A 23,035-nucleotide genomic window follows, 5' to 3' on the forward strand; every position below is an offset into this window, starting at 1 on the left:
ACAAGATGATCAAACGCAATCTGCTGGTGATGGGCCTCGCTGTCCTGCTGAGCGCCTGCGGTTTCCAGCTGCGCGGTACCGGTACTACCACACTGGCAATCAAGGAACTCGACCTGAGCGCACGTAACGCCTATGGCGAAACCGTGGTCATGATGCGCCAGGTATTGCAAAGCAGCGGCGTCAACGTGGTTGCCGGCGCACCGTACAAACTGGTGTTCACCGACGAACAGACCACCCAGCGCAGCCTGAGCTACTCCGGTGCCGGGCGGACCGCCGAGAACGAACTGACCACGGTGCTGAACTACCAGATCGTTGGCCAGAACAACCTGTCGCTGATCAGCGACAAACTGCAAGTGCAAAAGGTTGTCATGCACGATGGCAGCAACATCACCGGCTCCGTCCAGGAAGAAGACGAAGCCCGCAAGGAAATACGTCGCGACCTGGTGCAGCGCATGATGTTGCGCTTGCAGCAACTGACCCCGGCCCAGCTGGATCAACTGCAGCAGACCGCAGACGCCCGCGCCAAGGCCGAAGCCGATGCGCTGGAAGCGGCGCAACAGACTGAAGCGAACACCCCGCGCCAGTCGCCGCTGCAAGTCCCTGCCGAGTAAGTCTTACGGGGCGCCTGTGCGCCCCGTTTGCCCCGCCCTATGAAACTCGCCCCCGCCCAACTCGCCAAACACCTGCAAGGCGCCCTCGCGCCGGTCTACATCATCAGCGGCGATGACCCGCTGCTCTGCCAGGAAGCCGCCGACGCCATTCGCTCGTCTGCCCGCCAGCAAGGTTTTGATGAACGCCAGGTCTTCAGCGCCGATGCCAGCTTTGACTGGGGCACGCTGCTGCAAGCCGGCGCCAGCATGTCGTTGTTCGCCGAAAAACGCCTGCTGGAGCTGCGCTTGCCGTCCGGCAAACCGGGGGACAAGGGTGCCGCGGCCCTGATGGAGTACTGCTCGCGTCCGGCCGAAGACACCTTGCTGCTGATCAGCCTGCCCAAGCTCGACGGCAGTGCGCAGAAAACCAAATGGGGCAAGGCCCTGGTCGAAGGCGCGCAGACCCAGTTCGTGCAGATCTGGCCGGTGGACGCCAACCAGTTGCCGCAGTGGATTCGCCAACGCCTGTCCCAGGCCGGACTCAGCGCCAGCCAGGATGCCGTTGAACTGATTGCCGCCCGCGTCGAAGGCAACCTGCTGGCGGCCGCCCAGGAGATCGAAAAGCTCAAGCTGATGGCTGAGGGCGGGCAGATCACGGTCGAAACGGTGCAAGCGGCCGTGGCCGATAGCGCGCGCTTCGATGTGTTCGGGCTCACCGATGCGATTCTCAACGGTGAAGCCGCCCACGCCCTGCGCATGCTCGAAGGCTTGCGTGGTGAGGGCGTGGAACCACCGGTGATTCTCTGGGCCCTGGCCCGCGAGCTGCGCCTGCTGGCCAACCTGTCGCTGCAATACAGCCAGGGCGTGCCGCTGGACAAAGCCTTCAGCCAGGCCCGACCACCGGTCTGGGACAAACGCAAACCGCTGATGAGCAAGGCCCTGCAACGCTACTCGGCGCCCCGCTGGGCGCAACTGCTGCTCGAAGCGCAACGCATCGACGCGCAGATCAAGGGCCAGGCCGCGGGCTCACCGTGGATGAGCCTCAGCCGCCTGTCGTTGCTGATGGCCGGCCAGCGCCTGATGCTACCCGCCGAGTAATCTTGTAGCAGCTACCGCAGGCTTCGCCAGCGGCTACAAATCGTCCGGGCGCGAAAGGTCCTACATAATGTAGGGGCTAGACAGTTCCCTCACTTCAGCCGATGATTCGCCCCGCACCACCCACCCCAGGAGTACACCGCCCATGAGCAGAAAACAGCGGCCCAACAAGGCCAAATCCATCGTCGCCCAGCCATTGTTCCGCAGCCGCCAGGAACAACCGGCCAAGGGCAAAGGCAGCTACCACCGCGAAGCCTTCCAGTCTAAAAGCTGGGAGGCTTCTTACTTTCTGGCCGCTTGAAGCGCAGCACCCCCTCGACATGTTAAGGTCGGCACCTGATTCGTATTCTCTGGACCTGTGCATGCCCTTTAGTATTTCCCGTCGTTGGCACCTGCGCCAACTGATCGCTGCCACAAGCCTCGTTCTGCTTGTCGCCTGCGCGGAAAAACCAACCGCCGCCGACGCCCAACCGCTTCAGACCATTCCTGTCCCGACTGCCCCGGCCATTGTCCCGCCGGTGGTACCGACCGGCGACAATCTCGAAATCCAGCCGACCCAGACCTTCGAGCAATGGCAGGCCAACTTCCGCAAGGACGCGCTCGCCGCCGGTGTCAGCCCGAGCCTGTTCGACCGCGCCTTTGCCGGCGTCACCCCGGACATGAGCGTGATCCGCGCCGACCGCAGCCAGCCAGAGTTCTCTCGCCCGGTGTGGGAATACCTCGATGGCGCGCTGTCAGCCTTGCGCGTGCGCCGCGGCCAGGCGCTGCTGGAGCAATACGCCGAGACCCTGGGCGCGATCGAACAGCGCTACGGCGTCGATCGCCAGGTACTGGTTTCCGTCTGGGGTATGGAAAGCAACTTCGGCAGCTTCCAGGGCGACAAGTCGGTAATCCGCTCGCTCGCGACCCTGGCCTACGAAGGCCGGCGCCCGGGCTTTGCCCACGCGCAATTGCTGGCCGCGCTGCAGATTCTGCAACAAGGTGATATCGCCCCCGAGAAGATGCTCGGCTCCTGGGCCGGCGCCATGGGCCAGACCCAGTTCATCCCGACCACCTACAACACCCACGCCGTGGACTTCGATGGCGACGGGCGCCGCGACATCTGGGGTAGCCCGGCCGATGCGCTGGCCTCCACCGCGCACTACCTGCAAAGCTCTGGCTGGCAGAAAGGCCAGCCGTGGGGTTTTGAAGTCGAGGTGCCGAGCAGCTTCAACTACTCGCTGGCTGACGGAGCGATTCGCAAGACCGTCGCCGAATGGACACAGCTGGGCGTCAAGTTGCCCAACGGCGCCAGCGTGCCAGCCGGTTCCGAGCAACTGTCCGCCGCCTTGCTGCTGCCGGCCGGTTACCGTGGCCCGGCGTTCCTGATCCTCGATAACTTCCGCGCAGTGCTCAAGTACAACAACTCGTCGTCCTACGCCCTGGCGGTCAACCTGTTGTCCCAGCGCTTCAGCGGTGGCGGCCGGATCAACGGCCAATGGCCCAAGGATGACCTGCCGCTGAGCCGTTCCGAGCGCATTGAATTGCAGACTCTACTGAGCACCCACAACTACGACGCCGGCAACCCCGACGGCATCATCGGCGCCAATACCCGCAAGGCTATCCGCGCGGCACAACAGTCATTCGGCTGGCCGGCGGACGGCTACCCGACGCACAAGCTGCTGGACGCCTTGCGCAGCCGTTAAGAACCTCGCGAGCAAGCCGCAAGCGGGCCGGGCGGCGCTCCGCTTGCCAGGGATAGCGGTGGGTCAGGCGCCAGCGATGCTGAATGTACCGACCCCATCGCGAGCAAGCTCGCTCCTACAACCTGACCACCACATCCTGTTCCAGCACCAGGCTCTTGCCCCCCGCATCCAGCGTCACCAGGGCGCCCATCGGCAAGCTCAGGTTCGGGTCGCAATGGCCGCTGCGCCAGCCGGCCAGTACCGGAATCGCGAACGGCGCGAAAGTCTGCTTGACCAGGCGTGCCAGGGCATCGCTTTCAACTCCCGCCACATCCCCCACCAGCACCCCGCGCAAGCGGCTGAGTTTGCCGGCCAGGCGCAAGTGCGTCAGCAACCGATCGATGCGATACAGCGGCTCGTTGATGTCTTCGATGAACAGAATGATCCCGTCGGCGTCTATTTCGAACGGCGTGCCCATGGTGGCGGCGATCATCGACAGGTTACCGCCCAGCAGTCGCCCCTGGGCGATGCCTGGCTCGATGGTCGTCAATGGGTAGGCCACCGGGTGCGCCAGCCGACTGCCGGCCGTCAGTTGACCTCGGAGCAGGCTGAACAACGACGCCTCGGTCGGCGCTTGTTTGCCCCCCAGCAGGTCGGCATTGAGCATTGGCCCGTGAAAGGTGACGAACCCCGCATAGCGACTGATCGCCAGGTGCAAGGCGGTGATGTCGCTGTAGCCGACAAACGGCTTGGCATGCCGGCGCAGCAGCTCGTAGTCGATCCGGTCCAGCAGGCGCGGGCTGCCATAACCGCCGCGCAGGCACAGGATCGCGTCGATGGCCGGGTCACTGAACGCCTGGTGCAGGTCATTGAGGCGCACCTCATCGCTGCCCGCCAGGTAACCGTCCTTCTCCAGGACCCCGGGGTAGATCTTCAGCGAGTAGCCGCGCGTGCGCATCCAGAGCAGCGCCTGTTCGGTATCCAGGGCCGCCGGACCTGCGGGCGCAATCACTGCGATGCGGCCCGCAGCGGGTAACGCCGGTACGGCGGTATGTGGCGCAACAATGGCGGTAGAGCGAGTGGTCATCCGTGATTCCTCCCTATGACCCGATTAAAAAAAAGCCCGCAAAGCGCTAAACCTTGCGGGCCCTTGGTCTTTCACCCAGCGATCAGGACGACATCAGCTCGGCCTTGACCAGCTTGGCCTGCTCGTCCGCGTGGTACGAGGAACGCACCAGCGGGCCGGAAGCGACGTTCTTGAAGCCCATCTTGTAACCTTCCTCGGCGAACCAGGCGAAGGTGTCCGGGTGCACAAAACGCTGCACCGGCAAGTGGCTGCGCGACGGCTGCAGGTATTGGCCCAGGGTCAGCATGTCGATGTCGTGTTCGCGCATGCGCTTCATGACTTCGATGACTTCTTCGTCGGTTTCGCCCAGGCCCAGCATCAAGCCGGACTTGGTCGGAATGTGCGGCATCATCTGCTTGAATTTCTGCAGCAGGGTCAACGACCACTGGTAGTCCGAACCCGGACGCGCGGCCTTGTACAGGCGCGGCACGGTTTCCAGGTTGTGGTTGAACACATCTGGCGGCTCGGCGGCAGTGATGGCCAGCGCCACGTCCATGCGCCCACGGTAGTCGGGGACCAGGGTTTCGAGCTGCACGTTCGGCGACAGCTTGCGGATCTCGCGGATGCAGTCGGCAAAGTGCTGGGCACCGCCGTCGCGCAAGTCGTCGCGGTCGACCGAGGTGATCACCACGTACTTGAGTTTCAGGTCGGCGATGGCGATGGCCAGGCTTTCCGGCTCATTGACGTCCAGTGGTTTCGGACGACCGTGACCGACGTCGCAGAACGGGCAACGACGGGTGCAGATGTCGCCCATGATCATGAAGGTCGCGGTACCACCCGAGAAGCACTCGCCCAGGTTCGGGCAGGAGGCTTCTTCACAGACACTGTGCAGCTTGTGTTTGCGCAGCAGGGCCTTGATGCGGTCGACTTCCGGGGAAACCGGGATACGCACGCGAATCCAGTCTGGCTTCTTGGGCAGTTCGGTGGTCGGAATGATCTTTACCGGGATGCGTGCAACCTTCTCGGCGCCGCGCAGCTTAACGCCGGCTTCAACCTTGGCACGCGGGGCCGGACGCTCGGTGACATCCAGCGTCGGGATCATGGTTTGCACTGCATCAGTAGTCATATCAGTCGATTCCGCCCGTTAGGGTCGTCTGCTCAGCATAGTCGAGGTGTTTGACGAGCTGCGCGCGCAGCCGGGCACTTACCTCGGCAAATTCTATCGGCCCTGTATGGTCACGCAGCTGAGTCATTGCCAGCCCGGCGTAGCCACAGGGGTTAATCCGTCGGAACGGCTCAAGGTCCATATCCACGTTCAGGGCCAGGCCATGAAAGGAACAACCGTGGCGGATCCGCAGTCCCAGCGAGGCGATCTTTGCACCGTTGACGTAGACCCCCGGTGCATCCGGCTTGGCCACGGCGCTAACACCATAGCTGGCCAGCAACTCGATCAGGCAGCGTTCCATCCGGCTGACCAGGTCCCGCACGCCAAACCCCAGCTTGCGCACATCCAGCAGCAGGTACGCGACCAACTGCCCCGGGCCGTGATAGGTCACCTGGCCGCCGCGGTCGACCTGCACTACCGGGATTTCCCCCGGCAGCAGCAGGTGTTCGGCCTTGCCGGCCTGGCCCTGGGTGAACACCGGCGGATGCTCGACCAGCCAGATCTCGTCGGCACACTCGCTGCCACGCTCGTTGGTGAAACGCTGCATGGCCTGCCAGACCGGCTCGTAAGCCAACTGGCCGAGCTCGCGAAAGCCCAGCGGTGCGGTCATCACAGCACCATGTGCACGAAACCGGTAGCCCGCAGCTCGCTATTGATGTCGTAGAGCTGTTCCTGACCGGTGGCAATGATGTGCAGCTGGATGGTCGTGTACTTGCCATTGGTACTCTGGCGCTCGGCCAGGGTCTTGTGGTCTACGGTGGCGTGCTTCTCCAGGATCGCAATGATCTTGTCCTTGAAGCCCACTCCGGTATCGCCGATCACCTTAATCGGGTAATCCGCGCAAGGGAATTCGATCTTTGGCGCCTTTACTTCTGTATCTGTCATGGCGTAACGGCCTCGTAAGCCGTGGCAACGGACATGGCCCCGCTCCAGGTCGGAACGGGGCCATGCAGGTCCACACTAAATCAGTTGAACAAGCCGAAGAAGAATAGACGGATGCTATCCCACATGCGGCGCAAGATACCACCCTCCTCGACGGCGTCCAGCGCGATCAGGTCGGCGCTGTGCACCACCTTGTCGTCCAGCTTGACTTCGACTTTACCGATCACGTCGCCCTTGGCGATTGGCGCGATCAGTTGTGGGTTCATGGTCATGCTGGCAGCGAGCTTCTTCAGCTGGCCTTTGGGCAGAGTCATGGTCAGGTCTTGGGCCAGGCCAGCCTTGACCTGGTTGGTGGTGCCCTTCCAGACAGGAGCCTGGGCCAGCTCGGCGCCTTTTTGGTAGAACGTCTGGGTTTCGAAGAAGCGGAAGCCGTAGGTCAGCAGCTTCTGGGTTTCGGCTGCACGCGCGGTGTCGCTGTTGGTGCCGAACACCACGGAGACCAGGCGCATGCCATCACGTACCGCCGAGGACACCAGGCAGTAGCCGGCTTCGTCGGTGTGACCGGTCTTCAGACCGTCGACGGTCTTGTCGCGCCACAGCAGCAGGTTGCGGTTAGGTTGCTTGATGCCGTTCCAGAAGAACTCTTTCTGCGAGTAGATCGCGTAGTGAGCCGGGTCTTCGTGGATGATCGCGCGTGCCAGGATGGCCATGTCATGAGCCGACGAGTAGTGCTCTGGGTTTGGCAGGCCGGTCGGGTTCATGAAGTGGCTGTTGGTCATGCCCAGGTCAGCGGCAGTCTTGTTCATCATGTCGGCGAACGCGTCTTCGCTGCCGGCGATGTGCTCGGCGAGCGCGACACTGGCGTCGTTGCCCGACTGGATGATGATGCCGTGCAGCAGGTCGCTGACCGACACCTGCGAACCGACCTTGATGAACATCCGCGAACCGCCGGTACGCCAGGCGTTTTCGCTGACGGTCACCGGATCGTTTTCACCGATCTGGCCACGACGGATTTCCAGGGTCGCGATGTACGCGGTCATCAGCTTGGTCAGGCTGGCCGGCGGCAGACGTTGGTCACCGTTGTTCTCGACCAGCACGTTGCCGCTGCTGGCGTCCATGAGCACGTAGGCCTTGGCGGCCAGTTGTGGTGACGACGGCATCATCTCGGCCGCGAAAGCGGACGGCGAGAGGAGCAGCGGGACTAGCAGGCACAGGCGTTTGGCAAAGGTGGTGATGTTCATCCGTCTCTCGAAATCGCTAATGGAAACTGCCCTCGCGGGCAAAACTAATCTGACAACCTTCCCGGCACGGGCCTTGGGGTTGTCGCGTGTTCAGTTGTTCACTCACTGACCCTTGCCGGGCTTTTGTTGTACTACGAGCCAACAACTCAGGTTCACCCCCCAATACCGCAAGCGAACCTTGAATCAGGTGTTACTTACTCGGCCGTCACCAGGCTCGGCGAACCGAGATTGGCCAGGCGCACGCTGTTTTGCACTTGCGTAATCTCACCCGGCGAACCGATAGGCCCCAGGCGAACCCGGTGCAGGGTCTGCTGATTGCGCACGATAGAGCTGATGAACACCGGAGCGCTCACCATCCCGCTGAGCTTCGATCTCAGGAGCTCTGCAGCGTCCGGGTTGGCGAACGCGCCCACCTGCAGATACTGGCCAGAGGCTGGTACAGAAGCGTTTTTTTTAGCGTTGATCTGCATCGGCACGACCGCTGCCGCGTGCTGCTGTGGCGGCGGGGTCCATTGCTCGACCTTGCCGGTCGATGCGGTGATCACCGGCCCGCTGTTTTGCGCGACCTGTGGCTCATTGAGCATCAACGGTGCTGGCCGGCCCTTGGCCGCCCACCACTCTTGCGGGTCGATGCCTTCGACCTTGACCCGCGCGGTACCGGTTTCGGCATAACCGAGTTTCTTCGCGGCGGCGTAGGACAGGTCGATGATGCGGTCGGAATAGAACGGCCCACGGTCGTTGACCCGCAGCACCACCGTGCGCTTGTTGTCCAGGTTGGTCACGCGAACGTAGGCAGGCAACGGCAGGGTCTTATGCGCGGCACTCATGCCGTACAGGTCATAGACCTCGCCATTGGCGGTGTTCTGGCCATGGAACTTGGTGCCGTACCAGGACGCCGTCCCTGTCTCGACATAACGCTTGGACTCGGGCATCGGGTAGTAGGTCTTGCCCAGCACTGTGTAGGGGTTGGCCTTGTAGGACCCGGTGTGCAGGGTTGGCGTGGCGTCGGGAATGCGCGACACATCGACATCCCACCACGGCGCGCCGTCCTTGTGAGCCCGGTTGATGTCCAGTCCCGGCGTGGCGCGGACAGCGGGCGGGGCTTTCTGCGGTTGCGGCGCACGGCTGGTCGAACAACTGACCATGAGCATCGACAACGCGGTGAAAGCCACCAGCTTCAGGGGTTTGCGGATTGGCAATGCCGGCATTACTTGACGCCCCGTGCTTGGACCAGCTGTTCAGACAACTGATGTACGGCCATGGCGTACATCACGCTGCGGTTATAACGCGTGATCGCGTAAAAATTCTTCAGGCCCATCCAGTATTCAGGGCCATTGTCGCCTTCCAGACGAAACGCGGTGACCGGCATATCGTCGCGCAGCGCATCATGACTCGACCAGCCCAGCGCTCGCAACTCCCCGACGGTTTTCGTCGGTTCGATCCCGGTGGTCAGGCCCTGGTCGACCTGATCGCCCCGCACTTCGGCGAGACTGACCACCGGCTGCCCGGCTTCCCAGCCGTGACGCTTGAAATAGCTGGCGACACTGCCGATGGCATCGTCGGCGTTGGTCCAGATATTGATGTGGCCGTCGCCGTCGAAATCCACCGCATAAGCCCGAAAGCTGCTTGGCATGAATTGCGGCAAGCCCATGGCGCCGGCGTATGAGCCTTTGAGCGTCAGTGGATCGACCTGCTCTTCGCGCGCCAGCAACAGGAACTCACGCAACTCCTTGCGGAAGAATTCGGCACGTGGAGGGTAGTCGAAACCCAGGGTCGACAAGGCATCGATTACCCGATAGTTGCCGGTATTGCGGCCAAAGAAGGTTTCGACCCCAATGATCGAGACAATCACCTGGGCCGGCACGCCGTATTCCTGCTCGGCACGGGCCAGCACTGCCTCATGCTGACGCCAGAAGTCCACGCCGCGGGCAATTCGTGCATCGGTGAGGAACATCGGGCGATATTCCTTCCATTGCTTGACCCGCTCGGCAGGCCGCGAGATGGCATCGAGAATCGCCTGCTTGCGCTGGGCTTCACGGAACACGCCCATCAGCTGTTCGCCGGCAAAACCATAGTCGCGGGTCATCTCACCGACAAATTCGGCCACTTGGGGCGAGCCTTCATATTCGCCGGCCAACGCCATGGGCGCCGTGCCAAGGATGCTTACCAGGCCGACCCACGGAGCGTATCGAGTCGCCCAGCCACGCATTACTTGCATTGAACTCTTCACCTTATTCAAACCTGCGCGATCCACTTACGATGGGTATGGATCGACATCAAAACCCCAAACGCTGACAGCAGCGTCACCAGCGAAGTTCCGCCGTAGCTAATGAACGGCAACGGCACCCCCACCACCGGCAACAGGCCACTGACCATACCGATGTTGACGAAAACGTAAACAAAAAACGTCATGGTCAGCGCGCCGGCCAGCAATTTGCCAAACAGTGTCTGGGCCTGGGCGGTAATCACCAGGCCGCGGCCAATCAGTAGCAGATAGATCAGCAACAGGGCGCAAATGCCCACCAGGCCGAACTCTTCGCCCATCACCGCGATGATGAAGTCGGTGTGGCTTTCCGGCAGGAAGTCCAGGTGCGACTGGGTGCCCAGCAGCCAACCCTTGCCAAATACTCCGCCGGAGCCGATGGCGGCCTTGGACTGGATGATGTTCCAGCCAGTGCCCAGCGGATCGCTCTCCGGGTCGAGGAAGGTCAGCACGCGCTGCTTCTGGTAGTCGTGCATGACAAAGAACCACATGGCGATCGCCACCGGGACCGTGGCCGCCAGCACGCTGATGATCCAGCGCCAGCGCAGGCCACCCATGAACAGTACGAAGGCGCCACCGGCAAGGATCAGCAGCGAGGTACCAAGGTCCGGCTGGCGCACGATCAGGATGAACGGGATGCCGATCAGGATCAGGCTGACCCCGACGTGCTTGAGCTGCGGCGGCAGTGTGCGCTTGGCCAGGTACCAGGCGATGGTCGCCGGCATGATGATCTTCATGAACTCCGAGGGCTGGAAGCGAATCACCCCGGGAATGTTGATCCAGCGCGTCGCCCCCATGGCGTTGTGGCCCATGATGTCGACCACGATCAACAGCACCACGCCGAGCACATAGCCCAGCGGCACCCAACGCGCCATGAAGCGCGGTTCGAACTGAGCGATGATGACCATCGACACCAGGCCGATGCCGAACGAGGTCGCCTGCTTGGCCAGCAGGTCCCAGCTCTTGCCGCTGGCCGAATACAGTACGAACAGGCTGCCGGCCGCGAGAATCAGCAGCAGGATCAGCAGCGGACCGTCGATGTGCATGCGTTGCAACAGCGTCGCGCGGCGACGCATCACATCCTCGCTGGAGAGAATGCGATCAAAATTACTCTTCACGGGCCGTAGCCTCCGCGGTATTGGGGCTGGCGAACTCGGATTTGAGCCGGCCGTCCTGGTCCAGGAGCCAGGCGTCCATGATTTGACGGACCACCGGCGCAGCGACGCCGGAGCCGGACTCGCCGTTCTCGACCATCACCGACACGGTGATTTTCGGGTTGTCGGCTGGCGCGAACCCGACAAACAAGGCGTGGTCGCGGTGGCGCTCCTGCACCTTGGAGCGGTCGTACTTCTCACCCTGCTTGATCGCGACCACCTGGGCGGTACCCGACTTGCCGGCGATCCGGTATTGCGCGCCGATCGCTGCTTTGCGCGCCGTGCCGCGAGCACCGTGCATCACCTGCTGCATGCCATGGTTGACCCGGTTCCAGTCCAGCGGATCACGCAGGATGATGTCCGGCATCGGGTTGTCGTCCACCGGCTTTTCGCCTTCGATGGTCTTGGCCAGGTGCGGACGAATCCACTTGCCCTTGCTGGCTACCAGTGCCGTGGCCTGGGCCAGCTGCAACGGGGTGGACTGCATATAACCCTGGCCAATCCCCAGGATCAGGGTTTCCCCCGGGAACCAGGCCTGGCGGCGGGTGGCGCGTTTCCACTCGCGGGACGGCATCAGCCCCGGCGATTCTTCAAACATGTCCAGCGAGACCTTCTGGCCGATGCCGAACTTGCCCATGTAGGTCGACAACCGATCGATCCCCAGCTTGTGGGCCAGGTCATAGAAATAGGTGTCGTTGGAACGCATGATCGCCGTGTCGAGGTCGACAAAACCGTCGCCGGAGCGGTTCCAGTTACGGTATTTGTGATCGTAGTTGGGCAATTGGTAATAGCCCGGGTCGAACACCCGCGAGGAGGCCGTCACCACCCCGGAGTCCAGGCCGGCAATCGCCACCGCCGGCTTGATGGTCGAACCCGGTGGATACAGGCCACGCAGCACGCGGTTGAACAGCGGCCGGTCAATGGAGTCACGCAACTCGGCATAGGCCTTGAAGCTGATACCGGTGACGAACAGGTTCGGGTCGAAACTCGGCTGACTGACCATCGCCAGTACTTCGCCAGTGTTCGGATCCAGCGCCACCACCGCGCCACGACGGCCACCCAACGCCGCTTCCGCCGCCTCTTGCAGCTTGATGTCCAGGCTCAGGACGATGTCCTTGCCGGGAATCGGGTCGGTGCGCTTGAGTACCCGCAGCACCCGGCCTCGAGCGTTGGTCTCGACTTCTTCGTAGCCGACCTGGCCGTGCAACTGGGGCTCGTAGAAACGTTCGATACCGGTCTTGCCGATATGATGGGTGCCGCTGTAGTTCACCGGATCGAGGGTCTTGAGCTCTTTTTCGTTGATCCGCCCCATGTAGCCCACCGAGTGCGCAAAGTGCGCACCCTGGGGGTAATGACGCACCAACTGCGCAACCACTTCGACGCCCGGCAGGCGGAACTGATTGACCGCAATACGGGCAATCTGCTCCTCCGTCAGCTCGAAGAGGATCGGCACCGGCTCGAACGGCCGACGCCCCTGGCGCATGCGTTTTTCAAAGATCACCCGGTCCTCGGGCGTCAGCTGCAGCACCTCGACGATCACATCGAGTACCTGCTGCCAGTCGCCGGAACGTTCGCGGGTCATGCTCAGGCTGAAGCTGGGCCGGTTGTCGGCAATCACCACGCCATTACGGTCGAAGATCAGGCCGCGCGTCGGCGGAATCGGCTGAACGTGGACGCGGTTGTTTTCCGACAGGGTCGAGTGGTACTCGTACTGGATCACCTGCAGGAAATACAGCCGCGCAATCAGCACGCCGATCAGCACCACCACTGCAATTGCCCCGAACACGACGCGGCCACGCACCAGACGGGCGTCTTTTTCGTGGTCCTTGATGCGGATCGGCTGGGACATGAGGGCAGAGCTACTTGTGGTAAGGGTGGCCGGACAGAACAGTCCAGGCACGGTACAGCTGTTCGCCGATCAGGATGCGCACCAGCGGGTGCGGCAAGGTCAAGGGCGATAACGACCAGCGCTGGTCGGCCCGCGCACAGACTTCCGGCGCCAGCCCCTCGGGGCCGCCGACCATGAAGTTCACCGTGCGCGAGTCCAGGCGCCAGCGATCGAGCTCTACCGCCAGTTGCTCAGTGCTCCATGGCTTGCCATGGACTTCGAGGGTGACGATGCGCTCGTTCGGCCCGACCTTGGCCAGCATGGCTTCGCCTTCCTGGCGAATGAAACGCGCCACGTCAGCATTCTTGCCCCGGGTGTTGAGCGGTATTTCCACCAGTTCCAGCGCCAGCTCGGACGGAAGACGCTTGGCATACTCATGCCAACCTTCTTCCACCCATTTGGGCATGCGTGAACCGACGGCGATCAGTCGCAGTCGCACAGCGATCCCTTATAGCTGGTCTTTGTTGAGCTTGGTGAAGTGCTCATGGGTGTTTTCCGGGCTGTGGTGCGCGGCGCTGGCCGAACGGCTTTGCTCGGCACCGGCCCACAGGCGCTCCAGGTCGTAGAACTGGCGTGCCGAGGCGGTCATCATGTGCACGATGACATCGTCCATGTCCAGCAGGACCCAGTCGCTGTCGCCCTTGCCTTCTTCGCCCAGCGGCTTGACGCCCTGTGCCTTGACCGCTTCGCGGACCTTGTCCAGCATCGCGCCGATCTGGCGGTTGGAGGTACCGGTGGCGATGATCATGAAGTCGGTGATGCTCTGCTTTTCACGAACGTCGATCACCTGGATGTCCTGGGCCTTGACGTCTTCCAGGGCCGCTACGGCAACCTTGACCAGCTCTTCGCCGGCCAGGATCACGCCAGTGTGTGCCTCTACTGGCAGCGGGGCGCTCTTGAACGTGCCTTTACGCTTTACTTTGGTTTGGTCTTTGTCAGTCATATAAAACTCGTTTTGCTCGTATGTTCGGGCGCATCAATACACGTTGTTGCCACGTGCCTTGAGGCACTCCTATTCAGTTCGGCGCACGGTAAAGTCCATGCGCATCGATGTAGGCCAGGACCGCGTCGGGCACCAGGAAACGTACCGACTTACCGCTGGCCAGCAGTTGACGGATCTGGGTGGCGGATACCGCGAGCGGTGTCTGCCAGACGAATGCAATCTGTCCACTCGGCCCTTTGAGGGCCAGCGGGTCGCTCACCGAGCGCGCGGCCAGCAGGTTGCGCAAGGCATCCGGCGGTTCGCTGTCGGCATCCGGGCGTTGCAGCACCAGGATGTGGCAATGCTGGAGCAACTCTTCCCAGCGATGCCAAGTGGGCAGGCCGCAAAATGCGTCCCAGCCCAAAAGTAAAAATACCTGGTCATCGGCGGCGAGTTCCGCGCGCATCAGCTCCAGGGTGTCAATAGTGTAGGACGGCTTGTCGCGTTTGAGTTCGCGGTCGTCCACCACCAGGGGTGCAACTCCAGCCACCGCGCACTCAACCATCGCCAGACGGTCGAGCGCCGACACCTGCGGCGTACCCCGATGGGGTGGCCTGGCGCTGGGCGTCAGGCGCAACTCATCGAGGTCCAGCGACTCGGCCACTTCCAGCGCACCGCGCAAATGGCCGATGTGCACCGGGTCGAAGGTCCCGCCCAGTACGCCAATGCGCCGGGGACAGGGTTCCTGGCGGGTCACTGTGGCTGACGGCTCGAGGTCGCCCAAGTCAGACCGGCTCCTGACCGCGCAACTGGCCATCACCGACCACGATGTACTTCTCGCAGGTCAGACCTTCGAGACCCACCGGGCCGCGGGCGTGCAGCTTATCAGTAGAAATGCCGATCTCGGCACCCAATCCGTATTCGAAGCCATCGGCAAAGCAGGTCGGGGTGTTGATCATCACCGACGCCGAGTCGACTTCAGCCACAAAACGCCGGGCGTCGCCCTGGTGTTCGCTGACGATCGAGTCGGTATGGTGCGAGCCGTAATGATTGATGTGTTCGATGGCCTGGTCCAGGCCATCGACCACCAGGATCGACAGGATCGGCGCCAGGTACTCGGTGCTCCAGTCTTGCTCGGTGGCCGCTTCGGCCTCGATGATTGCGCGGGTCCGCTCGCAGCCACGCAGTTCGACGCCTTTTTCGCGGAACTGGGCAGCCATGGCCGGCAGGAAGTCCTTGGCGACCGCCTGGTCGACCAACAGGGTTTCCATCGCGCCACAGATGCCGTAGCGGTAGGTCTTGGCGTTGAACGCAATCCGCTGCGCCTTGGCCAAATCGGCGTGGGCACTGACGTAGACGTGGCAGATGCCGTCCAGGTGCTTGATCACTGGCACCCGGGCGTCGCGACTGACCCGTTCGATCAGGCCTTTGCCGCCACGCGGCACGATCACGTCGACGTATTCCGGCATGGTGATCAGCGCGCCCACTGCGGCACGGTCCGTCGTCTCGACCACTTGCACCACGGCAGCCGGCAGGCCGGCCTCGGCCAGGCCGCGCTGGATGCAGGCGGCAATGGCACGGTTGGAATGAATCGCCTCCGAGCCACCGCGCAGGATGGTCGCATTGCCCGACTTCAGGCACAGGCTGGCGGCGTCGATGGTCACGTTGGGCCGCGATTCGTAGATGATCCCGACCACGCCCAGGGGGACGCGCATCTTGCCCACCTGGATACCCGACGGCCGATAACTCATGTCGCGGATCGCGCCTACCGGGTCCGGCAGCGCCGCCACCTGACGCAAACCGACGATCATGCCATCGATGCGTGCGGGGGTCAGGGCCAGACGCTCGAGCATTGCCGGCTCCAGGCCATTGGCCCGGCCAGCAGCCAGGTCCAGCTCATTGGCGGCAGTCAACTCGGCACGCGCGGCATCCAGGGCGTTGGCGGCAGCCAGCAGGGCGCGGTTTTTCTGCCCGGTGCTGGCACGGCCGATCACGCGGGAAGCATCGCGCGCAGCGCGACCCAAGCGGGTCATGTAGTCAAGAACGGACTCAGTCATAGTCTGGAGTGGTCTTTGCTATGGTCGTGGTAAAGAGTAAAGCGGCAGATTATAGCTGTCGCGTCACTCGACTAACAGCGGTGACGGGCGGATGGTCGAAATGGACAGCAAATAGTCAGTCTTCAGCCTGGATTAAGGCCCTGGTTGTTATCATAACGTCACATTTGCTCTCTGAATGCTGCCGCCCATGACCATTGTGACCCATCCCACGCAGCCAAAGGCCCTGCCTGACAGCTTTTTCAACCGCGACGCACAATTGCTCGCGTGCGAATTGCTGGGCAAGGTGATCCGCCATCGGATCGGAGATTTGTGGCTTTCGGCGCGGATTATTGAAACAGAAGCCTATTACTGCGACGAAAAAGGCAGTCACGCCTCCCTCGGCTACACAGAAAAGCGTAAGGCTTTGTTTCTGGATGGCGGGCACATCTATATGTATTACGCCCGTGGTGGCGACTCCCTGAACTTCAGCGCCCACGGGCCCGGCAATGCGGTACTGATCAAGTCCGCCTATCCTTGGGTCGACGAGGTCTCGGGGCCAGCGAGCCTGGCCCAGATGCTGCTCAACAACCCCGATGCGAATGGCCGGCCGCGCCCCTCGCAGAAGCTCTGCGCCGGCCAAACCCTACTGTGCAAGGCCCTGGGGCTGAAAGTACCGACCTGGGACGCCAAGCGCTTTGACCATGAGGTGCTGTTTGTCGAAGACCTTGGCCGACCGCCCACCCATGTGATCCAGACCACCCGCCTGGGCATCCCCCACGGCCGCGATGAGCACCTGATGTACCGCTTTGTCGACAGTGCCTACGCACCCTATTGCACACGGAACCCTCTACGCCGCGGCCAGGTCGAAGGCCGCGACTATTTACTGATCTGATCCCTGCCCTCGATGGGCCAACAGCAATCCTGGAGTTGTACCTATGGGCCCATGGCTCGATAGCCTGACCGCTTGGTTAACGGCAAACCCGCAATGGCTGGCGGCCGCCGTATTTATCGTGGCCTGCATTGAGTGTCTGGCGATTGCCGGCCTGATCGTCCCCGGCACCGTCCTGTTGTTTGCCGTTGCGGTACTGGCGGGCAGCGGCGCCCTGTCGCTGGGGGAAACCCTACTGCTGGGCTTTCTCGGCGGTGTGCTGGGGGACGTGGTGTCGTATTTCGTCGGCCGGCACTTCCATCAGAACATCCGGCGCTTGCCGGGCTTGCGCCACCACCCTGAGTGGATCGGCAGTGCCGAAGCCTATTTCCAGCGCTATGGCATCGCCAGCTTGCTGGTGGGGCGCTTTATCGGTCCGTTGCGCCCGATGCTGCCGATGGTCGCCGGGATGTTCGACATGCCCTTCCCGCGCTTTTTTGCCGTCAGCCTGCTGGCAGGTGCCGGCTGGGCCGTAGCCTATCTTCTGCCGGGCTGGGCCACCGGGGCGGCTATCCGCTTGCCATTGCCCGAGGGTTTCTGGCCCCAGGCCGGGCTGGTAGTGGGCAGCATCGCGGTGCTGGTAGGCCTGGGTATCAACAGCGGCCTGCGCGGACATCGGCGCTCTACCTTGCTGATCGCCGGCCTGAGCCTGCTGATCTTGGGCGGGCTGTTTGTCGGCTACTCACACCTCGGCGCCTTCGATCAAGGCCTGATGACCCTGGTGCAGGAACACCGCAAACCGCTGCTCGACGAGTTCGCGGTGATGCTGACCCAACTCGGTGAGTTCAAGCACATGCTGGTGATCAGCGCGGCGCTGACCCTGGTGCTGCTGGCCACGCGGCAATGGCGGCACTTGCTGTTCGCCGGCGGCACCTTGCTGGTGACTGCGCTGGCCAATACCGCCACCAAGCAGCTGTTCGCGCGGATGCGCCCGGAAGTCCTGACCGACCCACTGACCAGCTACAGCATGCCCAGCGGTCATGCCTCAGGTTCGTTTGCGCTGTTCCTGACCCTGGCCGTGCTGGCGGGTCGAGGACAACCCCAGCGCATGCGCCTGACCTGGCTGCTGATCGGTTGCCTGCCGGCCCTGGCCATTGCCCTGTCGCGGGTTTACCTGGGGGCTCACTGGCCGACCGATGTGGTGGCCGGAGCCATGCTCGCAGCCTGCGTGTGTGCCGCCAGCCTGTGGCTGAGCCAGCGCCAGGCGCCGCTCAATCCGCTACCGGCGAAAATCTGGTGGTTGATCCTGCCCGTGATGGTGGCGCTGTTCGGCTTCTACGCCCTGCAGAATCTGCCGCACGCGATGATGCGTTACGCGTACTGAGGCAATATCAGGCGAACAACTCACCCTGAAGCTCATCCAACAACGCCTGGATCGCATCCAGGCGTTGTTGCGGATCATCGACCTGCAGCAGCCCGATCTTGTCCAGCTCGGAGAATGGCAACAAGTAGGCCAACTGGTTGGCCAGTGACTGCTGGCCTGCGGCTTCGGTGCCCATGTTCAACGCCTCGACCATCGGGTGCTCGGCCAGCGCCTTGAGCAAGGCCATCAAGTCTGCGTCTTCTTCCTGCAAGGGCTGCTCGGGCAACTCGTCCAGCCACTCGACTTCGGCGACAGTCAGTTGATCGCGCTGCACTTCGCTGCGCAACACATTGAAGCGTCGTGCGCCCTGCACTCGAATTCCCAGCAGGCCGTTGTCCTGCTGCTTGAAATCGGTGATCCGCGCTTCGCAGCCGACCAGTGCATACCCCTGCGGGGCCAGGCCGACCTCTTCGCCCTCAAGAATGCACACCACGCCAAACCCTGCCCCCTGCTTCATGCAGCGGCTGATCATGTCCAGGTAGCGCGCCTCGAAAATCTGCAGATCAAGGAAACAGCCGGGAAACAGCACCGTATTCAGCGGGAAAAGCGCCAGACTCATAGACATGTCCTTACACCACCATCGACACCGCCAACGGCAACAACACCGCCGTGGCCACACCCATCAGGCTCATCGCCAACGCGGCAAACGCACCGCACTCTTCACTTTCCTGCAGGGCTACTGAAGTGCCCACCGCATGAGCGGTCATGCCCAGGGCCATGCCGCGGGCCTCGGGGCCATGGACGCCGAGGCGATCGAGCAGCGCCGGGCCGAAAATCGCCCCGATTACCCCGGTGATCAGCACAAACACCGCCGCCAACGCCGCCACGCCACCGATCTGCTCGGCCACCAGCATGGCGATGGGCGAGGTCACCGACTTCGGCGCCATGGTCATCAGAATCATGTGTTCGGCACCAAACCACCAGCCCAGCAACACGCACAGGCCGGTAGCGACCACCCCACCTACCACCAGCGTAGTAAAAATCGGCCAGAACAGTTGGCGAATGCGCCGCAGGTTGAGGTACAGCGGCACCGCCAGGGCCACCGTCGCCGGCCCCAGCAGGATGCTGAGGATTTCCGTGCTTTTACGGTACTCGGCATAGGTCAGGCCACAGGTGAGCAATACGCCAATCACCAGCAGCATGGACACCAGCACCGGCTGCAGGAAGATCCAGCGGGTTTTCTCGAACGCCGCCAGCACCAACTGATAAGCCCCCAGGGTAATGCCGATCCCGAACAACGGGTGATGGATCACTGCCGCCACCGCGCCCTGCCAGTCAAACATCATGAGCGCTCCTCCCGCCGAGCCTGGTGCTTGACCAGCCATTGCATCAGCACCCCGGCAAAGGCCATGGACAGCAGCAGCGACAACACCAGTGCGCCGGCGATCGCCCAGAAGTCAGCCGCGATATCCGCGGCATACACCATCACCCCCACCGCAGGCGGGACCAGCAGCAACGGTAGATAGCGCAACAAGCTGCCGGCAGCCAGGCTCAGTGGCTCGCCGACTTCGCCGCGCATGATCAGGTACACCAGCAACAGCAGCAGGCCGATAATCGGCCCCGGCAGCACCGGCAACAACAAATGGTTGATGGCCGTGCCGAGCAATTGAAACAGCACCAGCCAGGTCAGGCCGCGAAGCAACATGAATCATCCCCCCACAAAACTCGCCCCCCAAAACGGGCCTGCCATTATAAGCATGGCATCTGCTATGCATGGGTATTCGCCATTGGTATGCAAGCTTGACCGGCACCCGTGACCATGATGATCTAAGGTGGTTCCTGATCCCTCAAAAAAAACTATAAAACCGATGAACCCAAGGAGAGTCTCAATGCCCTATGTACCCGTTGCAGAGCTCAAGAATTATGTCGGCAAGGAACTCGGACGTTCCGAATGGCTCACCATCGACCAGGAGCGCATCAACCTGTTCGCTGAAGCCACGGGCGACTTTCAGTTCATCCACGTTGACCCGGTAAAAGCCGCACAGACACCATTCGGTAGCACCATCGCCCACGGTTTCCTGTCGCTGTCGCTGATTCCCAAACTGATGGAAGACATCATGGTCCTGCCCCAGGACTTGAAAATGGTCGTCAACTACGGCCTCGACAGCGTGCGCTTCATCCAGCCGGTGAAAGTCGATTCGCGGGTCCGGCTCAAGGTCGAACTGACCGACGTCACCGAGAAAAAACCCGGCCAATGGCTGCTCAAGGCCACCGCCACCCTGGAAATCGAAGGCCAGGAAAAACCGGCCTATATCGCCGAACCCCTGTCACTGGCGTTCGTGTAACCCCTGCCGGATGCGGAACAGTTACTGCTGTTTCGCACCGCGTCTCTATTTATCAGGCACATAGCTGCGGCATACTCGGTCGCCTAATCACCCGGATCCTGCTATGCGCTTACTTGCACCCCTCGCATTGACCCTGTTGCTCACCGCCTGTGGCGACGGCGAATCGCTGTTGCCGCCGGACGCGCGCCTGCCCGACGGCGGACGCTATCGGGGCGACCTGGTCGACGGGCTGCTGCAAGGCCAGGGTCGCATCGACTACCCGAACGGCAGTTGGTACGCCGGCCAGTTCGACAAAGGCCAATGGCATGGGCAGGGCGAGTGGCACGGCAGCAATGGCGAGGTCTACCGCGGCGCCTTCCAGCAAGGGCTGTTCCATGGCCAGGGCGCCCTGACCACCAGCGACAGCAGCTACACCGGCGGCTTCAAGCTGGGGCGGCGCGACGGCGAGGGCACGCTCAAGGAAAACGGCATGACCTACCGGGGCGAATTCAAGGCCGACCAGTACTCCGGACTCGGTCGCCTGGAACTCGAAGACGGCAGCCAATACCAGGGCCAGTTCGCCCACGGCAAACCCAATGGCCAAGGCCAGCGCAGCGATGTCAGCGGCAATCAGTTCAGCGGCCACTTCATCAACAGCCAACTGGACGGCATTGGCAGCTTCAACAGCGCCGAAGGCGACAGCTATGTCGGCGGCTTCAAACAGAATCAACTGCACGGCAAGGGCCGCTACGAAAACGCCGACGGCGACGTGTGGATCGGCCAGTTCAAGGAAGGCGCGCTCAGCGGCAAGGGCGAACTGATCGGCGCTGACAACAGTCACTACCTCGGGCACTTCAGCGACTGGCGCTTCACCGGCCAGGGGCGCCTGAACCTGCCCGATGGCAGCTTCTACGTCGGCCAGTTCGACAACGACAGCTATCAGGGCCACGGCACGCTGGTACTGACCGACGGCACGGTGCAGAGCGGCGACTGGATCAATGGCGAGCGCGTGCGTGATGCCGACGGCAAATTGCTGCCCGACACCCTGGAGCTGGGCCTGCTGGCCCAGGGCCGCCTGCTCGATGAAGCGCTGGCCAATGTGCCTGCCTCAACCCCCGCGGTCGAACTGTACAGCCTGACGCTCGGCGGCGACGGCAAGCAGAGCGTATTCCTGCGCGAGTCCGACTACGTCAGCAACATGCTGGCCAGCCGTTTCGGCGCCTATGGCCAGATCCGCCTGGTCAACCACCGCGACCACCTCGGCGACCGGCCCATGGCCACCCGCGAAAACCTGCGCCGCGCCGCCCTGACCCTGGCCGAGCGCAGCGGTCCGGAAGACTTGCTGTTCATCTACCTGACCAGCCACGGCACCCACGAACACGAACTGGTACTCGACCAGCCGCGCATGGAGCTGGCCGACCTGCCCGCCGATGAGTTGGCCGCCGTCTTGGCACCGCTGAAAAACCGCGACAAGATCATCGTGATTTCCGCCTGCTACTCCGGAGGTTTCCTACCTGCCCTCAAAGACGAGCGCACGCTCGTCATGACCGCCTCGCGGGCTGACCGGGTGTCGTTCGGCTGCTCCGAGGAAGCGGACTTCACTTACTTCGGCGATGCCCTGTTCGCCCAGGCACTGAACCAGACCGACGACCTCGAGCAAGCCTTCAAGCTGGCCAAGGCCACGGTTGCCGAACGGGAACTGGCAGACAACTTCGAAGCTTCTGAACCACAGATCTGGGCACCCAAGGGGGTTCTGGCGCACTGGCAGGCACTGCGCAAGCAGCAAGCACGAAAAGCGCTGCAAAATGCGGCGTTGAACAACACGGATGCAAAGAGCAACTAAGCTGAACAGTATCAAGGGAGAAACACTATGTACTTGACGCCTCAGCACGTACTGCTCGCTGGAGCCACCGGCCTGACCGGTGAACATTTGCTCGACCGGTTGCTCAACGAGCCCACCATCAGTCGCGTACTGGCGCCCTCTCGCCGACCGCTGGCGGAACACCCGCACCTGGAAAACCCAGTCGGCGACCCTACCGTGTTCCTGCCTCAACTCAGTGGCCGGGTAGACATCGCCTACTGCTGCCTGGGCACCACGATCAAGCAGGCCGGTTCGGAACCGGCATTTCGCGCGGTCGACCTGGACATGGTGGTGGCCTTCGCCAAACGGGCGCGCGAAATGGGTGCACGCCACCTGATCGTGATCAGCGCCATCGGCGCGGACCCAAAATCCTCGGTGTTCTACAACCGCGTCAAAGGGGAAATGGAACAGGCCCTACGCGCGCAAGACTGGCCGCAGCTGACCATCTGCCGGCCCTCCCTGCTGCTGGGCGAACGTCTTGAGCCACGCCTGGCCGAGCAACTCGCCGGCCCGCTGTCCAGGCTGATCCCGGGTAAATATCGCGGCATCGAAGCCTGCCAACTGGCCCGCGCCATGTGGCGCCTGGCGTTGGAGGAGCAGGATGGGATACGGGTGGTGGAATCGGACGAACTGCGCAAGCTGGGCAAGTAGCC

General features: G+C 62.6%; 25 protein-coding genes. 9 read left to right on the forward strand and 16 right to left on the reverse strand.

What is annotated here, in order from left to right; all coding sequences use genetic code 11:
• Window positions 1–5: 5 nt before the first annotated feature.
• The 4 genes from lptE to QMK50_RS10570 all read left to right on the forward strand — a co-directional run bounded on the left by lptE (window position 6) and on the right by QMK50_RS10570 (window position 3,370).
• Window positions 6–611 carry an LPS assembly lipoprotein LptE gene (gene lptE, locus QMK50_RS10555; protein WP_320333084.1) on the forward strand — a complete coding sequence of 202 codons (606 nt, stop codon included), beginning with the start codon at window positions 6–8 and terminating at the stop codon, window positions 609–611.
• A 39-nt stretch (window positions 612–650) separates the two neighbouring features.
• A complete protein-coding gene (holA, locus tag QMK50_RS10560; protein WP_095166320.1) occupies window positions 651–1,688 on the forward strand; it encodes a DNA polymerase III subunit delta in 1,038 nt (345 codons plus the stop codon).
• A gap of 142 nt (window positions 1,689–1,830) precedes the next feature.
• Complete coding sequence (gene arfA, locus QMK50_RS10565) at window positions 1,831–1,986, forward strand: alternative ribosome rescue factor ArfA (RefSeq protein ID WP_320333085.1); 156 nt, start codon at window positions 1,831–1,833, stop codon at window positions 1,984–1,986.
• Window positions 1,987–2,047: 61 nt separating this feature from the next.
• Entirely contained in the window at window positions 2,048–3,370 is a 1,323-nt protein-coding gene (locus QMK50_RS10570) for a lytic murein transglycosylase (protein ID WP_320333086.1), read from the forward strand.
• Between the two features lie 115 nt (window positions 3,371–3,485).
• Here the strand turns inward: QMK50_RS10570 and QMK50_RS10575 are convergent, their stop codons facing one another.
• From QMK50_RS10575 to QMK50_RS10635, 13 genes are all read right to left on the reverse strand, one after another.
• Window positions 3,486–4,436 (reverse strand): S66 peptidase family protein, encoded by a 951-nt coding sequence (locus QMK50_RS10575; RefSeq protein ID WP_159998125.1) that lies wholly within the window; start codon window positions 4,434–4,436, stop codon window positions 3,486–3,488.
• Between the two features lie 82 nt (window positions 4,437–4,518).
• Complete coding sequence (gene lipA, locus QMK50_RS10580) at window positions 4,519–5,541, reverse strand: lipoyl synthase (RefSeq protein ID WP_095166313.1); 1,023 nt, start codon at window positions 5,539–5,541, stop codon at window positions 4,519–4,521.
• A 1-nt stretch (window position 5,542) separates the two neighbouring features.
• Window positions 5,543–6,190, reverse strand: coding sequence for a lipoyl(octanoyl) transferase LipB (gene lipB, locus QMK50_RS10585; RefSeq protein ID WP_320333087.1), 648 nt, complete (start codon window positions 6,188–6,190; stop codon window positions 5,543–5,545).
• A complete protein-coding gene (locus QMK50_RS10590; protein ID WP_008152827.1) occupies window positions 6,190–6,465 on the reverse strand; it encodes a DUF493 domain-containing protein in 276 nt (91 codons plus the stop codon). Before QMK50_RS10590 ends, lipB begins: the two co-directional genes overlap by 1 nt.
• Window positions 6,466–6,545: 80 nt before the next feature.
• On the reverse strand, window positions 6,546–7,703 hold the full coding sequence (locus tag QMK50_RS10595; protein WP_095166309.1) for a D-alanyl-D-alanine carboxypeptidase family protein: 1,158 nt from the start codon (window positions 7,701–7,703) through the stop codon (window positions 6,546–6,548).
• A gap of 194 nt (window positions 7,704–7,897) precedes the next feature.
• On the reverse strand, window positions 7,898–8,854 hold the full coding sequence (locus tag QMK50_RS10600) for a septal ring lytic transglycosylase RlpA family protein (protein ID WP_371917574.1): 957 nt from the start codon (window positions 8,852–8,854) through the stop codon (window positions 7,898–7,900).
• 56 nt (window positions 8,855–8,910) lie between these two features.
• Window positions 8,911–9,921, reverse strand: coding sequence for a lytic murein transglycosylase B (gene mltB / locus QMK50_RS10605; protein ID WP_095166304.1), 1,011 nt, complete (start codon window positions 9,919–9,921; stop codon window positions 8,911–8,913).
• 17 nt (window positions 9,922–9,938) lie between these two features.
• Window positions 9,939–11,042 (reverse strand): rod shape-determining protein RodA, encoded by a 1,104-nt coding sequence (gene rodA, locus QMK50_RS10610; protein ID WP_162530240.1) that lies wholly within the window; start codon window positions 11,040–11,042, stop codon window positions 9,939–9,941.
• A gap of 31 nt (window positions 11,043–11,073) precedes the next feature.
• On the reverse strand, window positions 11,074–12,969 hold the full coding sequence (gene mrdA, locus QMK50_RS10615; protein ID WP_095166300.1) for a penicillin-binding protein 2: 1,896 nt from the start codon (window positions 12,967–12,969) through the stop codon (window positions 11,074–11,076).
• 10 nt (window positions 12,970–12,979) lie between these two features.
• Entirely contained in the window at window positions 12,980–13,447 is a 468-nt protein-coding gene (gene rlmH / locus QMK50_RS10620) for a 23S rRNA (pseudouridine(1915)-N(3))-methyltransferase RlmH (RefSeq protein WP_003185785.1), read from the reverse strand.
• A 9-nt stretch (window positions 13,448–13,456) separates the two neighbouring features.
• Complete coding sequence (rsfS, locus tag QMK50_RS10625; protein WP_095166298.1) at window positions 13,457–13,951, reverse strand: ribosome silencing factor; 495 nt, start codon at window positions 13,949–13,951, stop codon at window positions 13,457–13,459.
• A 73-nt stretch (window positions 13,952–14,024) separates the two neighbouring features.
• Window positions 14,025–14,747, reverse strand: a complete 723-nt coding sequence (nadD, locus tag QMK50_RS10630) for a nicotinate-nucleotide adenylyltransferase (protein WP_095166296.1) — start codon at window positions 14,745–14,747, stop codon at window positions 14,025–14,027.
• On the reverse strand, window positions 14,716–15,987 hold the full coding sequence (locus QMK50_RS10635; protein WP_095166294.1) for a glutamate-5-semialdehyde dehydrogenase: 1,272 nt from the start codon (window positions 15,985–15,987) through the stop codon (window positions 14,716–14,718). The genes nadD and QMK50_RS10635 overlap by 32 nt, the downstream gene beginning before the upstream one ends.
• Before the next feature lie 187 nt (window positions 15,988–16,174).
• Between QMK50_RS10635 and QMK50_RS10640 the strand changes: the two genes are divergently transcribed.
• On the forward strand, window positions 16,175–16,858 hold the full coding sequence (locus QMK50_RS10640; RefSeq protein ID WP_095166292.1) for a DNA-3-methyladenine glycosylase: 684 nt from the start codon (window positions 16,175–16,177) through the stop codon (window positions 16,856–16,858).
• Between the two features lie 43 nt (window positions 16,859–16,901).
• A complete protein-coding gene (locus QMK50_RS10645) occupies window positions 16,902–18,218 on the forward strand; it encodes a bifunctional DedA family/phosphatase PAP2 family protein (RefSeq protein ID WP_320333088.1) in 1,317 nt (438 codons plus the stop codon).
• Between the two features lie 7 nt (window positions 18,219–18,225).
• On the opposite strand, the gene QMK50_RS10650 is transcribed toward QMK50_RS10645, so the two are convergent.
• The 3 genes from QMK50_RS10650 to QMK50_RS10660 are packed head-to-tail and all read right to left on the reverse strand — an operon-like array spanning window position 18,226 to window position 19,902.
• On the reverse strand, window positions 18,226–18,816 hold the full coding sequence (locus QMK50_RS10650; protein ID WP_320333089.1) for an LON peptidase substrate-binding domain-containing protein: 591 nt from the start codon (window positions 18,814–18,816) through the stop codon (window positions 18,226–18,228).
• Between the two features lie 10 nt (window positions 18,817–18,826).
• Complete coding sequence (locus QMK50_RS10655; RefSeq protein WP_095166287.1) at window positions 18,827–19,543, reverse strand: LrgB family protein; 717 nt, start codon at window positions 19,541–19,543, stop codon at window positions 18,827–18,829.
• The gene (locus QMK50_RS10660; RefSeq protein ID WP_320333090.1) at window positions 19,540–19,902 is read right to left on the reverse strand and encodes a CidA/LrgA family protein; all 363 of its coding nucleotides are present in this window, start codon (window positions 19,900–19,902) and stop codon (window positions 19,540–19,542) included. The genes QMK50_RS10655 and QMK50_RS10660 overlap by 4 nt, the downstream gene beginning before the upstream one ends.
• Before the next feature lie 184 nt (window positions 19,903–20,086).
• Here QMK50_RS10660 and QMK50_RS10665 point away from each other — a divergent pair, with 184 nt between their 5' ends.
• The 3 genes from QMK50_RS10665 (at window position 20,087) to QMK50_RS10675 (ending at window position 23,033) form a co-directional block, all read left to right on the forward strand.
• On the forward strand, window positions 20,087–20,542 hold the full coding sequence (locus QMK50_RS10665; protein WP_095166283.1) for a MaoC family dehydratase: 456 nt from the start codon (window positions 20,087–20,089) through the stop codon (window positions 20,540–20,542).
• 103 nt (window positions 20,543–20,645) lie between these two features.
• Window positions 20,646–22,364 (forward strand): C13 family peptidase, encoded by a 1,719-nt coding sequence (locus tag QMK50_RS10670; RefSeq protein ID WP_320333091.1) that lies wholly within the window; start codon window positions 20,646–20,648, stop codon window positions 22,362–22,364.
• A gap of 27 nt (window positions 22,365–22,391) precedes the next feature.
• Window positions 22,392–23,033 (forward strand): oxidoreductase, encoded by a 642-nt coding sequence (locus tag QMK50_RS10675; RefSeq protein WP_320333092.1) that lies wholly within the window; start codon window positions 22,392–22,394, stop codon window positions 23,031–23,033.
• The last annotated feature ends 2 nt before the right edge of the window (window positions 23,034–23,035 follow it).

This window comes from Pseudomonas sp. P5_152, from assembly GCF_033989915.1.
Classification (GTDB): domain Bacteria; phylum Pseudomonadota; class Gammaproteobacteria; order Pseudomonadales; family Pseudomonadaceae; genus Aquipseudomonas.